General features: G+C 74.7%; 11 protein-coding genes. 3 read left to right on the forward strand and 8 right to left on the reverse strand.

Going from position 1 to position 12326, the window contains the following annotated elements; all coding sequences use genetic code 11:
• Positions 1-168 precede the first annotated feature (168 nt).
• A complete protein-coding gene (gene ligA / locus AB0J24_RS21045; RefSeq protein ID WP_358683945.1) occupies positions 169-2589 on the reverse strand; it encodes an NAD-dependent DNA ligase LigA in 2421 nt (806 codons plus the stop codon).
• A gap of 208 nt (positions 2590-2797) precedes the next feature.
• Here ligA and AB0J24_RS21050 point away from each other — a divergent pair, with 208 nt between their 5' ends.
• Positions 2798-3178: a VOC family protein gene (locus tag AB0J24_RS21050; protein ID WP_358683827.1), complete on the forward strand. Its 381-nt coding sequence runs from the start codon at positions 2798-2800 to the stop codon at positions 3176-3178.
• A gap of 23 nt (positions 3179-3201) precedes the next feature.
• Positions 3202-4803, forward strand: coding sequence for a peptide chain release factor 3 (locus tag AB0J24_RS21055; RefSeq protein WP_358683829.1), 1602 nt, complete (start codon positions 3202-3204; stop codon positions 4801-4803).
• A gap of 27 nt (positions 4804-4830) precedes the next feature.
• Here AB0J24_RS21055 and AB0J24_RS21060 read toward each other — a convergent pair whose 3' ends face one another.
• Positions 4831-5229 (reverse strand): hypothetical protein, encoded by a 399-nt coding sequence (locus tag AB0J24_RS21060; protein ID WP_358683831.1) that lies wholly within the window; start codon positions 5227-5229, stop codon positions 4831-4833.
• Positions 5230-5354: 125 nt separating this feature from the next.
• Here AB0J24_RS21060 and AB0J24_RS21065 point away from each other — a divergent pair, with 125 nt between their 5' ends.
• Positions 5355-6134, forward strand: a complete 780-nt coding sequence (locus AB0J24_RS21065) for an isocitrate lyase/phosphoenolpyruvate mutase family protein (RefSeq protein ID WP_358683833.1) — start codon at positions 5355-5357, stop codon at positions 6132-6134.
• A 12-nt stretch (positions 6135-6146) separates the two neighbouring features.
• Here the strand turns inward: AB0J24_RS21065 and AB0J24_RS21070 are convergent, their stop codons facing one another.
• The 6 genes from AB0J24_RS21070 to AB0J24_RS21095 all read right to left on the reverse strand — a co-directional run bounded on the left by AB0J24_RS21070 (position 6147) and on the right by AB0J24_RS21095 (position 12172).
• Positions 6147-7160 carry a methionine synthase gene (locus AB0J24_RS21070; RefSeq protein WP_358683947.1) on the reverse strand — a complete coding sequence of 338 codons (1014 nt, stop codon included), beginning with the start codon at positions 7158-7160 and terminating at the stop codon, positions 6147-6149.
• A 193-nt stretch (positions 7161-7353) separates the two neighbouring features.
• Positions 7354-7806: a nitroreductase/quinone reductase family protein gene (locus AB0J24_RS21075; protein ID WP_358683835.1), complete on the reverse strand. Its 453-nt coding sequence runs from the start codon at positions 7804-7806 to the stop codon at positions 7354-7356.
• Between the two features lie 213 nt (positions 7807-8019).
• A complete protein-coding gene (gene mnmA, locus AB0J24_RS21080) occupies positions 8020-9102 on the reverse strand; it encodes a tRNA 2-thiouridine(34) synthase MnmA (protein WP_358683837.1) in 1083 nt (360 codons plus the stop codon).
• 4 nt (positions 9103-9106) lie between these two features.
• Complete coding sequence (locus AB0J24_RS21085; protein WP_358683839.1) at positions 9107-10294, reverse strand: cysteine desulfurase family protein; 1188 nt, start codon at positions 10292-10294, stop codon at positions 9107-9109.
• A 40-nt stretch (positions 10295-10334) separates the two neighbouring features.
• Positions 10335-11402, reverse strand: a complete 1068-nt coding sequence (locus AB0J24_RS21090) for a 1-acyl-sn-glycerol-3-phosphate acyltransferase (protein WP_358683841.1) — start codon at positions 11400-11402, stop codon at positions 10335-10337.
• Positions 11399-12172, reverse strand: coding sequence for a GNAT family N-acyltransferase (locus AB0J24_RS21095; protein WP_358683843.1), 774 nt, complete (start codon positions 12170-12172; stop codon positions 11399-11401). Before AB0J24_RS21095 ends, AB0J24_RS21090 begins: the two co-directional genes overlap by 4 nt.
• Positions 12173-12326 lie beyond the last annotated feature (154 nt).

Raw genomic sequence — 12326 nt, forward strand, 5'->3', positions numbered from 1 at the left:
CACCGGTCCACGCCGGACCGGTTCGAGGAAGACTAGGTGGTCGGTCCCGGGGTGCTCCGGCCGGACGCGCCCCCCGCACCGGGTGACGTCGCCGTCCGGCAGCGGGCCCGCGCCGGGCGGGCACACCCGGTGATCGAACGGCGACCCACGGGCAGCACCGCGGCCGCCTCACCCGGCCGAGGCGTGCTCCCGGGCAGCGTCCGGCCCGCGATCGAGCAGCACCTCGAACCCGGCCTCGTCGAGGACCGGGACACCGAGTTCGACGGCCTTGTCGTACTTCGAGCCGGGTGCCTCTCCGGCGACGACGAAGGCGGTCTTCTTCGACACCGATCCGGCGGCCCGGCCACCACGGGCCATGATCGACTCCTTCGCCTCGTCCCGGGACCAGCGCTCCATCGAACCGGTGACCACGATCGACAGGCCCTCCAGGAACCGCGGGACCGACTCGTCGACCTCGTCCTCCATCCGGACGCCCGCCGCGCGCCACTTCTGCACGACCTCGCGGTGCCAGTCGACGGAGAACCAGTCACGCACCGCGGCGGCGATGGTGGGGCCGACGCCGTCCACCCCGGCGATCGGGGCGAGCGCCTGGGCCACCGCCTTCGCCCGGGCGCGTGCGGCGGCGCGTTCCTCCTTCTCGGCCTCGACGACCGCGTCGGCGGGAGCGGCCGGCCCGGTGTCCACCGCGGCGTCGGCGGGCGGGGTGGAATCGGCCAGATCGACCGAGCCGGTGTCCACGCCCGTGTCGGCGGGATCGGCCGGGCCCGCGGGATCGGCCACGTCGGCGGGATCGGCCGGGTCGGTCGGCCGGGCGGGGTCGGCTCCGTCGTCCTCCCCGGCCGTGCCGTCCGAGACGATCGCCACCCCGGCAGCCTCGGTGGCCTCCCTCGCCTGCTCGGCGGCCCGCTCCAGCGCCTCCATCGAGCCGAACTCGCGGGCCAGCGCCTGCGCCGCGGTCGGGCCGACGTGGCGGATCGACAACCCCACGAGCACCCGCCACAGCGGCCGGTTCTTCGCGGCCTCCAGGTTCGCGAGCAGCTTGCGCCCGTTGACCGTGAGCTCGCCCTTCTGGTTGCGGAACAGCTCGGTGCGCAGCAGGTCGGCCTCGGTGAGGGCGAACACGTCGCCCTCGTCGGTCACCACGCCCGAGGTGAGCAGGGCCACCGCGGCCTCGTAACCGAGGCCCTCGATGTCGAACGCACCGCGGCCGGCGACGTGGAACAGCCGCTCACGCAGCTGAGCCGGGCAGGAACGGGCGTTCGGGCAGCGCCGGTCGACGTCGCCGGCCTTCTGCTGGACCAGTGCCGTGCCGCACTCGGGGCAGTGGGTCGGCATCACGAACTCGCGCTCGGTGCCGTCCCGCACGTCGGCCACCGGGCCGAGCACCTCGGGGATCACGTCGCCCGCCTTGCGGATGACCACCCGGTCACCGATCAGCACCCCCTTGCGGCGCACCTCGTCGGCGTTGTGCAGGGTCGCCATCTCGACCGTGGACCCGGCCACCTTCACCGGTTCCATCACCGCGTACGGGGTGACCCGCCCGGTGCGCCCGACGTTGACCCGGATGTCCAGCAACCGGGTGGTCGCCTGCTCCGGCGGGTACTTGTAGGCGATCGCCCAGCGTGGGAAGCGGGACGTGGCGCCGAGCCTGCGCTGCAGTGCCACCTCGTCGACCTTGACGACGACGCCGTCGATCTCGTGCTCCACGTCGTGCCGGTGCTCGCCCCAGTACTCGACGAACTCGATCACCGCCTCGATGCCCCGGACCACCTTCGTGCGCGGCGAGATCGGCAGCCCCCAGGCGACCAGCGCGTCGTAGGCCTCCGACTGGGTGCGTGGGCTGAACCCGTCGCGGCGGCCGAGGCCGTGGCAGATCAACCGGAGGTTGCGCGAGGCGGTGACCCGCGGATCCTTCTGCCGCAGCGACCCGGCCGCGGTGTTGCGCGGATTGGCGAACGGTTCCTTGCCCGCTTCCACCAGCGAGGCGTTGAGCCGGTCGAAATCCTCCAGCCGGAAGTAGACCTCGCCGCGGACCTCAACCAGGTCCGGCACGGGGAACTCGGCGGTGCCGGTCAGCGTGAGCGGCACCTCGGCCAGGGTGCGCATGTTGAGGGTGATGTCCTCACCGGTGCGTCCGTCGCCCCGGGTGAGCGCGCGGGTCAGCTTCCCCCGCTCGTAGAGCAGGTTCACCGCGAGGCCGTCGATCTTGAGCTCACAGAGGTAGTGCAGGTTCTCGCCGACCTCCCGGGTGACCCGCTCCTGCCAGGTGCGCAGGTCCTCCGGGGAGAACGCGTTGTCCAGCGAGAGCATCCGCTCCAGATGGTCGTGCGCGACGAACTCGGTGGAGAACGTGCCGCCGACGCGCTGGGTCGGCGAGTCCGGCGTGGCCAGCTCGGGATGTGCCTGCTCCAGCGCGAGCAGCTCGTGCCAGAGCTCGTCGAACTCGCCGTCGGAGATGACCGGCGAATCCAGCACGTAGTAACGGAACTGGTGGTCGGCCACCTCGGCCGCCAGCTTCGCGTGCCGGTCGCGGGCCTGCCCGTCGCTCTGGGAACTCACGTCGGGCAGGTTAGCGGCGACCCCCGACAGGGGCCTGCGGGCGAGCGCGACCGTCCGGGCGAACCCGTCGTCCCGGCATGCGGAATCCTCGGACCCACCGTTGACACTTAGGTCAGGCTCACCTAAATTGAGTCACGTCGCTTCGTGGTGGGAGCGGCGCGTCAGTTCGGGACGGATGGCCCGGTCGCACCTCGGTGCGACCGGGCCGTTCCCGTCCGCACCGGCCATGCTGGCAGACATGCTGCGTCTCGGGTTCCCCGTCATCGGCGTCACCGATCTCGATCGCGCCGCCGGCTTCTGGTCGGCGGCCCTGCGCCTGACGGTCTCCGAGGAGTGGGCGAGTGCGGGCTGGCGCACCCTCACCGGGCCGGACGGCGTCCGCGTGCTCGGCCTGATGCACAGCCGGTCGGCACCGCAGGCCCGGCCCCGGGTCCATCTCGATCTCTTCGTCGACAGCACCGACGAGCAGACCGCCGAGGTGGCGCGGCTGGTCGGGCTCGGAGCGATACTGCCCGACTGGGACGACTACCCGGCCGATCCGGACTTCGTCGTGCTCGCCGACCCGGACGGCAACGTGTTCTGCGTCGTCGACCTGAGCCGGGCACCGTCGTCCGGCTGATCCGCCGCACCTATCCTGGGGATGTGACCGACACGCAGGACGCGCACGTACTCGACGAGACCGCGCGCCGGCGCACGTTCGCCGTCATCTCCCACCCCGACGCCGGCAAGTCCACCCTCACCGAGGCGCTCGCGCTGCACGCGGAGGTCATCGACTCGGCGGGTGCGGTGCACGGCAAGTCCGGGCGCAAGGGCGTCACCAGCGACTGGATGGAGATGGAGCGGGCCCGCGGCATCTCGGTGTCCTCGGCGGTGCTGCAGTTCGCCTACCGCGACTGCGTGATAAACCTGCTGGACACGCCGGGCCACGGTGACTTCTCGGAGGACACCTACCGGGTGCTCGCCGCCGTCGACGCAGCGGTGATGCTGCTCGACGCGGCCAAGGGCCTCGAACCGCAGACCCTCAAGCTGTTCGACGTCTGCCGGTCCCGCGGTGTCCCGGTGGTCACCTTCGTCAACAAGTGGGACCGGCCCGGACGGGAGGCGCTGGAGCTGCTCGACGAGGTCGAGCAGACGATCGGGCTGCGGCCGATGCCGCTGACCTGGCCGCTCGGCATCGCCGGTCAGTTCAAGGGTCTCATCGAGCGCTCCACCGGTGAGTACACCGCCTTCACCCGGGCCGCCGGCGGTGCGACGAAGGCGACCGCGACCGTCGTCGACGCCGAGACCATCGCCGCCCAGGAGCCCGAGTACTGGCAGACCGCGCAGGACGAGCTCGGCCTGCTCGACGAGATCGGTGCGAGCTGGGACGAGAAGGACTTCCTCTCCGGCAGCGCCACCCCGGTGCTGTTCGGGTCGGCGCTGTCCAACATCGGCGTCGCGCGGCTGCTCGACTCGCTGGTCGATCTCGCCCCGCCGCCCGCCGCGCGACCCGACGTCGAGGGTCACGACCGCCCGCTCGACGCGCCGACCTCCGGCCTGGTGTTCAAGGTGCAGGCCGGTATGGACAAGGCGCACCGCGACCGGATGGCGTTCCTGCGGATCTGTTCCGGCCGGTTCGAGCGCGGGATGGTGCTGACCCACGCCGCGACCGGCAAGCCGTTCGCGACCAAGTACGCCCAGTCGGTGTTCGGCGCCGAGCGCAAGACCGTCGAGGAGGCCTACCCGGGCGACATCGTCGGCCTGGTCAACGCGACCGCGCTGCGCCCCGGTGACACGCTCTACGCCGCCGAGCCGGTCGACTTCCCGTCGATCCCGGCGTTCGCACCCGAGCACTTCGCGGTGATCCGGGCCCGGGACGCCGGCAAGTACAAGCAGTTCCGCAAGGGCATCGAGCAGCTCGGCAACGAGGCCGTCATCCAGATCCTGCGCTCGGACCTGCGCGGCGACCAGGCCCCGGTGCTGGCCGCGGTCGGTCCGCTGCAGTTCGACGTGGTCACCGGGCGGCTGGAGACCGAGTTCAACGCCCCGGTGACGCTGGACCGGCTGCCCTACCAGGTCGCCCGGCTCACCGAGGCGTCCGCGGTCGAGCTGCTGTCGGCCCAGTCGGAGTGCGAGGTGCTGCGCCGCGACTCCGACGGCGAGTACCTCGCGCTGTTCAGCAACAAGTGGCGGATGGACATCATCGCGCGCAAGTTCCCGGACCTGCGCCTGGACGCGATGCCCGCCGGGTCGTCCGTCTCCTGACCCGGTCCGCTCGACGGGCGGGCGCCGTCAGGGCCCCGCGCAGCCGAACGGCTCCCCACCCACCGGCATGGACGGGCCGGCCCCGGACAGCACGGTGATCACGAAGGCGGCCAGCCAGATCAGTGCCGCGGACAGGCCGGCGAGCGACAGGCCCGCGGCCGCGACCGCAGTCCGGCTCCGCCGGACACCGCCACGGATCGCCCCCACCGTGCCCAGGACGAGCCCGCCGCCGCCGAGCACGAGACCGACCGAGGCGAGGGCCAGCCCGGTCAGGGGCGGCGGTCCGTCGATCGACAGACCGGTCGCGACGGCGACGGCCACCGTGCCGGACGCACCGAGCAGCAACGCCGGCCCGCCCAGGCCCGCGCCCGGCCGGGCGGCGGACGGCACGGCGGGCGGTGCTGCGGTGGGACCGTCGGGGGGCACCGGAACAGCATCGCCGACCGGGGGCGCACCGGTGCGCGCCGAACGCGGTCAGATACCCAGTTCTGGGTATGCGTCCGGCACCGATCGGCCTCCGGCGACCCCGTGACCCGTCCTACGGTGGCGGCATGACCTCGACCGCCGAGAAGGCCACCACTCTGCAACAGCTGCACGCCGCACCGGAGCTGCTGGTGCTCGTCAACGTCTGGGACGCGATCACCGCGAAGGTCGTCGCCGAGACCCCGGGCACGACGGCGCTGGCCACGGCCAGCCACGGTATCGCCGCCTCGCACGGCTACGACGACGGCGAGAACATCCCGCGCGAGGAGATGATCGCCGCCGTCGGGCTGATCGCGCGCACCGCAGGCGACCTGCCGGTCACCGCCGACCTGGAGGCGGGTTACGGCGACCCGGGCGGCACCGTCGCCCGCGCCATCGACGTCGGCGTCGTCGGGGCGAACCTGGAGGACCAGATGAAGCCGCTCGCCGAGTCGGTGAAGGCGGTGGAGGCGGCGGTCGCCGCGGCCGCGAGCGCCGGCGTGGACTTCGTCCTCAACGCCCGCACCGACGCCTTCCTCAGGGCGGGCGACCGGGACCCGTCGGCCGTGCTGGACGACGCCGTCGAACGCGGCCGGGCCTACCTCGAGGCCGGCGCGTCGAACGTCTTCGTGCCCGGCAAGCTCGACGAGTCCCAGGTGACACGCCTGGTCGAGGAGCTCGGCGAGCGGAAGGTCAACCTGATCGGGATCCCCGGATCGATCCCGCTCGGGACCGCGCAGCGACTCGGGGTCGCGCGCGTCTCGTACGGGCCGTGGAGCCAGAACGTGGCGCTGACCGCGCTGGCGAAGCTGGCCGAGGACGTCTACGCCGGCGGGGGCCTCCCGGCCGACGCCCGCAGGCTGAACTGAGCGCGGCCACCGCTACTCGTCTGGGTCGCCGAAGGCCCGCCCCAGGTCCCGGGACAGTTCCAGCGCCCGGCGCGCCCAGTCCGGCGTCGCCCCCGCCAGCCCGCACGCCGGGGTCGGCACGGCGAGCCGGGCGAGCCGGTTCCGGGCGAACCCGAGCCGGTCGGCCAGGTCGAACCCGGCCCGGGCGAGGTCGCCGGTCTCCGGTTCGCGCCGCGGGGCGGTGCTCGGCACCAGACCCAGCAGCAGCGGTGTTCCCGCGTCCCAGGTCTCACCGATCGCGTCCAGTGCCGCCGGCTCGGCCGTGTCCCCGGTGAAGGCCGGACGGGTCGCGTCGATCCCGACGGCGGCCGCGCCGGTGCCGGCGAGCAGCCGGATCGGCGGGCGGTCCGCGCAGCAGTGCACGACGACCGGCACCCCGATCGAGGAGACCAGCTCGCGCAGGACGTCCTGGGCGTCCGGCGCGCGGATCGCGCGCACCGTGCCGTAGCCGGACGCGGTGGGCAGCGAACCGGCGATCACCGCGGGCAGGCCGGGCTCGTCGAGCTGCACCACGACCCGCGCTCCGGTCCGCTCCGCCACCTCGGCGACGTGGCCGCGCACGCCCTCCCCGAGGCTCGCCGCGAACTCGCGGACGGCGCCGCGGTCGGTGAGCACCCGGTGCCCGGACGCCAGCTCCACGGCGGCGACGAGCGTCCACGGACCGGCCACCTGCACCTTGACCCAACCGGGGCGCGACCGGTCGCAGGCGTCGTCGAAGGCGTCCAGGTCACCGGCCATCAGGTCGCGGGCCCGGCGCAGGTCGCGCCCGGGCCGCGCGGTCACCCGCCACCCGGTGGGGACGACCTCGACCGCCAGGTCCACCAGCAACCCGGCGGTGCGGCCGATCATGTCGGCGCCGACGCCGCGGGCAGGCAGCTCGGGCAGCGCCGGCAACTCCGGCGTCTCACCGGTGACCAGCGCCGCCGCCTCCCGGGGGTCGGTCCCCGGCAGCGAGCCGACCCCGGTCCCGATGCCGGTGGGCCACAGCTCGCGCGGACGCTGCGGCTCCTCCGGGGCGTCGACGACCTCGATCCGGGGCTCGGGCGGGCGGGATTCGCCGGGACGCACGTCGCCCAGCCCGGCGGCGGCGAGCGCGGCGGCAAGCGGGTCGTCAGAACTCACCCGCCCAGTCTCCCCTGCCGCCCGCGGCGTCCGCGTGGACGGGGTGCCGGGGCGCGCGTCAGGACAGGACGAAGATCGGGTGCCGGGGTGCGGCCGCGGCCAGCTCCTCGTCGGAGGACTTCGCGTCGACACCGTCGAAGAACGCTCCCACCTCCCAGGCCCATCGCCGCAGGTACTCCCGGAGCACCGGGACGGCCTCGGGCGAACCGGTCAGCTCGGTGGCCCGGACCCGTTCGGTCCGGCGGCCGACGGTCAGCTCGGCCTCACCAGCGACCCGCAGATTGCGGACCCACTGGGTCTCGCCGCGTGCGGCCACGAGGTAGCGGCGCCCGTCGAACGGGAGCGGATTGACCGGGACGGTGCGGACCTCACCGGAGCTGCGGCCCCGGACGCCGAGCACGGCCGATCCGGCGAGCGGGAGCCCGAGCCGGGTCAGTCCCGCGACCAGGGGGTTGAGGAACATCCGGGTGAACCGGCCGGGGGCCTGGTACCGGGGGCGCTGCGTCGTCATGAGCTCAGTGTCCACGGACGACGACGACCGTGCAAGAGCACTGCTCTCTACTGGGAGCGGTGCACACTTTGCGTTGGCCTGTGCGCCGACGGGTGGCGCCGTCGGCAGGCCTCGGCGCCACTGCGCGTCCCGTACCGGTGCCCGGTGCCACCCGGCCGCGCCCGTCGTGCCCGGGCCCGGCCGGCCGGCCGGCACGTGCGTCCCCGGGCGGGGTCAGCCCGTCCCGGCGATGGTCGCCGAGCCGAGGACCACGTCACCGCCGACGGCCGGGCGGTAGAAGGCCACCGCCTGGCCCGGCGCGACCCCGCGCAGCGGCTCGGCCAGCGTCACCGTGACCTCCGCCCCGGCGGGGACGACCTCGGCGGTCGCGGTACCGCCGTGTGCGCGCACCTGGACCGTGCAGCCGAACGGGGCCTGCGGTGCGGTCCCGGACGTCCAGACCGGCGAGTGCGCGGTGATCGACCGGACGTCGAGCGCCGTGCCGGGGCCGACCCGCACCGTGCCGCTGACCGGTTCGATCCCGAGCACGTAGCGCGGTCTGCCGTCGGGCGCCGGACGGTCCACGCCGAGCCCCTTGCGCTGCCCGACGGTGAACCCGTGCACCCCGTCGTGGGTGCCGAGCACCTCGCCCGAGGCCGCGTCGATGACCGAACCGGGCCTGCTGCCCAGCCGGTCGCGCAGGAAGCCCTGGGTGTCGCCGGTCGGGATGAAGCAGATGTCGTGGCTGTCCGGCTTGCCCGCCACCCGCAGCCCGAGTCGCTGCGCCTCGGCGCGGATCGCCGGTTTCGGGGTGTCGCCGACCGGGAACATCGCGTGCCGCAGCTGGTCGGCCCGCAGCACGGCGAGCACGTAGGACTGGTCCTTGTCCGGGTCCGCCGAGCGCCGCAGCTCCGGGACCGACGGGTCGAGCCGCGCGTAGTGCCCGGTGCAGACCGCGTCGAAGCCGAGCGCGAGGGCCCGGTCCAGCACCGCGGCGAACTTGATCTTCTCGTTGCACCGCAGGCAGGGGTTCGGTGTCTCCCCCGCTGCGTAGGAGGCGACGAAGTCGTCCACCACGTCCCGGGTGAACTCCTCGGACAGGTCCCACACGTAGTACGGGATGCCCAGCACGTCGGCCGCCCGCGCGGCGTCCGCCGAGTCCTCCTTCGAGCAGCATCCGCGCGACCCCGAGCGCATCGCGTCCCGGGTGCGGGACAGCGCCAGGTGCACCCCGACGACGTCGTGCCCGGCGGCCACCGCCCGTGCGGCGGCGACCGCGGAGTCGACGCCGCCGCTCATCGCGGCGAGGACGCGCACCGGATCAGCCCGTCACCGCGGCCGGGGCGCGCCCGGCCCGGCGGGCGCGTTCGATGACCGAACCGATCGCCTCGGCCAGCGCCCGCACGTCGGCCCGGGTGCTGGTGTGACCCAGCGAGAACCGCAGCGATCCGCGGGCCGTGCACTCGTCGGCCCCCATGGCGAGCAGCACGTGGCTGGGCTGCGCGACACCCGCCGTGCAGGCCGACCCGGTCGAGCAGTCGATGCCGTGCGCGTCGAGCAGCATCAGCAGGCTGTCACCCTCGCAGCCGGGGAACGACAGGTGCGCGTTGCCGGGGAGCCGGTCGGTGCCGAGCGGGGCACCGTTGAGCACCGCGTCCGGGACCTCGGCCAGCACCGCGGCGACCAGCTCGTCGCGCAGCGCGGACAGCTCCCCGCGCCGGCGCGGGGCGACCGCGACCGACTCGGTGACCGCGGCGGCCAGCCCGGCCAGCGAGGGGACGTCGAGGGTGCCGGAGCGCACGTCCCGCTCCTGGCCGCCGCCGTGCAGCAGCGGGGTGCACTCGACGTCCCGGCCCAGCAGCAGCACCCCGGCGCCGTAGGGGCCACCGAGCTTGTGCCCGGTCAGGGTGAGGGCGTCGGCACCGGAGGCGGCGAAGTCCACGTCCAGGATCCCGACGGCCTGCACGGCGTCGGTGTGGAACGGGACCCCGAAGGTGTGGCTGATCTCCGCCAGCTCACCGACCGGGTTGATCGTGCCGACCTCGTTGTTCGCCCACATGACCGAGACCAGCGCGTTCGCGTCCGGGTCCTCGGCGAGCGCCGCCCGCAGCGTCTCCGGCCGGACCCGCCCGGTGGCGTCCACCTCGAGCAGGCGCAACCGGGCACCCTCGTGCGCGACCAGCCACTCCGCGGCGTCGATCACGGCGTGGTGCTCGACCGCGGACACCAGCACCCTGGTGCGGCGCGGATCGGCCGTGCGCCGGGCCCAGAACAGGCCCTTGACCGCCAGGTTGTCGCTCTCGGTCCCGCCGGCGCAGAACACGACCTCGGACGGGCGTGCGCCGACCGCATCGGCGATCCGCTCCCGCCCCTCCTCGACCCCGCGCCGGGCGCGGCGGCCCGACGAGTGCAGCGACGACGCGTTGCCGGTGCGGCCCAGCGCGTCGCTCATGGCGGCGACGGCTGCGGGCAGCATCGGCGTGGTCGCCGCGTGGTCCAGGTACGTCATCGGCATCCAGGATAATCCCCGTGCAGGCGCCCCCGGCGCCTCACCCGCGTCCGGGGCGCCGGACGCGCTCGCAGGCCCGCCCGGCGAGCGCACGGCGGTCGTCGGTCCCCGGTTCGACGAGATCGCCCACCCGCACCTCGCAGACCAGGCCCGGCAGCCGCAGCACCCGGCCGAGGGTGTCACCGAGGGTCTGCCCGCCGACGAACGCACCCGCCGTGGTGGGGCGGCCGTCCGGCGTGGTCAGTGCGATCGTGACCGGCCGCACCGGAACGCCCGCGTCGATCGCGGCCTGGAACGGCGCCCTGCGGTAGTCGCCCCCGACGGCACCGCACCAGGTCGTCGCCTCCGGGAAGACGCCGACGAGCGCACCGGACCGCAGCGCCGCGGTCACGGTCGCGACGGTCACCGGCAACCGGGACAGCCCTTCGCGGTGCACGAACACCGTCCCGACCAGTGCGGCGAGCATCCCGATCAGCGGCCAGTCCCGGACCTCCCGCTTCGCGAGCATCGTCACCGGGCCGATCGCGCCGAGCGCGGGGATGTCGATCCAGGACGTGTGGTCGGCGACGACGAGCGCACCCCGGCCGTCCGCCGGGGCGAGCGGGCCGCCCCGCACGACGAGCCGCACCCCCGCGGCCCGGAGCACCGCACGGTGCAGTGCGCGCAGGACCGGACCGAGCGCACGGGACCCCACCGCGGCGGCGAGGGGCACCGTGAGCAGCGCGAGCGCGAGCACCGCCAGCAGCACGGCGGCCCGGCGGACCATCCGCCACCGCCCGGTCGTCGCCCGGGCGGGCAGGCAGTGCGCCGGGGTGCACGGTGACCAGGCGGCCCACGGGCCGCCCGGCCGTCGCGCGGCGGGCGGAACGCTGGGATGGGTCGGGTGGCCGATCCCGGTGGGGCCGCGCTGCGCGCCGGCGAGCCGAGCAGCGGACGCGGGCGGCGCCGACGGGTGCGCGGTGTCGAGCGGCGCGGTGCCGAGCGGCGCAGTGCCGAGCGGCGCGGTGCCGAGCGGCGCGGTGTCGAGCGGCGCGGGGGCCGGCCGGTGCGGCCCGGTGGGTGGTGCGGAGGCGGCCGCACCGCCCACCGGATCGGCCGCGAGCGTCATCCCCGGGGCTCCGCGGGCGCGTCCCCCAGGAAGAACCGCCGGTAGCGGGGGGCCATCAGGTCCATCCCGAGCAGCACCGGGAAGTCGGCGACACCGAAGTCCGGATCGTGCGCGGGCGGCCCGCACACCCAGGTGCCCAGTCGCAGGTAGCCACGCAGCAGCGGGGGGATCGTCGTGGCGCGGTGCCGGGGCGCGGTCGCCGGGTCCCACGGCCGGTGCGGAACGGTCCGGTACCCGGCCGGGGCGAGGTGCCGCGAACCGACCGTCTCCCACACGCCCGCGGCCGTGACACCGCCGTCGTCGAGCGGGACACTGGCGCAGCCGATCAGCCAGCTGTGGCCGGTGAGCAGCATGTAGCGGGCCAGCCCGGCCCACACCAGACCGACGACGGAGCCCGCCCGGTGGTCGGGGTGCACGCAGGACCGGCCGGTCTCCACCAGCGAGCCGCGCAGCGGGTCGAGCTCGGACAGGTCGAACTCGCCGTCGGCGTAGAGCCCGCCGGCCTCCCGGGCACCCCGGGGCGGCAGCATCCGGTAGGTGCCGACGATGTCACCGGAGGCGTCCTCGCGGACGACGAGGTGATCGCAGAACGCGTCGAAGTGGTCGACGTCGCGGCCCGGCACCGGGGTGTCCAGCCGGGCCCCCAGCTCGCCGGCGAACACCTGGTACCGCAGCGCCTGCGCCGCGGCGACGTCGTCGGTGTCGGTGGTGAGCAGCAGGGAGTACCGCCGGGCGGCGGTCTCCGGGGTGGAGACGATCACCTGGTTCACACCGGTGTTGGTACCGGCCGCACCCGACGTCCGGACGGTCCGGCGGTGGCCCCGGGATGAACGCCCCCCGACGGGGCCGGACGGGTTGTCGAGCCGGTGTCGGGAGGGTGTCGTCGCAGGCAGGAGCCGGGTGGGAACGGGTGAACAGCACCGC

The organism is Pseudonocardia sp. NPDC049635 (assembly GCF_040659795.1).
Taxonomy (GTDB): Bacteria; Actinomycetota; Actinomycetes; order Mycobacteriales; family Pseudonocardiaceae; genus Pseudonocardia.

What these genes read in the sequence shown, in the direction of transcription:
- AB0J24_RS21050 (WP_358683827.1), top strand. Translation starts at nt 2,798, where the DNA reads ATGCTGCGTCTCGGGTTCCCCGTCATCGGCGTCACCGATCTCGATCGC.
- AB0J24_RS21065 (WP_358683833.1), top strand. Translation starts at nt 5,355, where the DNA reads ATGACCTCGACCGCCGAGAAGGCCACCACTCTGCAACAGCTGCACGCC.
- AB0J24_RS21075 (WP_358683835.1), bottom strand. Translation starts at nt 7,806, where the DNA reads ATGACGACGCAGCGCCCCCGGTACCAGGCCCCCGGCCGGTTCACCCGG.
- AB0J24_RS21085 (WP_358683839.1), bottom strand. Translation starts at nt 10,294, where the DNA reads ATGACGTACCTGGACCACGCGGCGACCACGCCGATGCTGCCCGCAGCC.
- AB0J24_RS21090 (WP_358683841.1), bottom strand. Translation starts at nt 11,402, where the DNA reads ATGACGCTCGCGGCCGATCCGGTGGGCGGTGCGGCCGCCTCCGCACCA.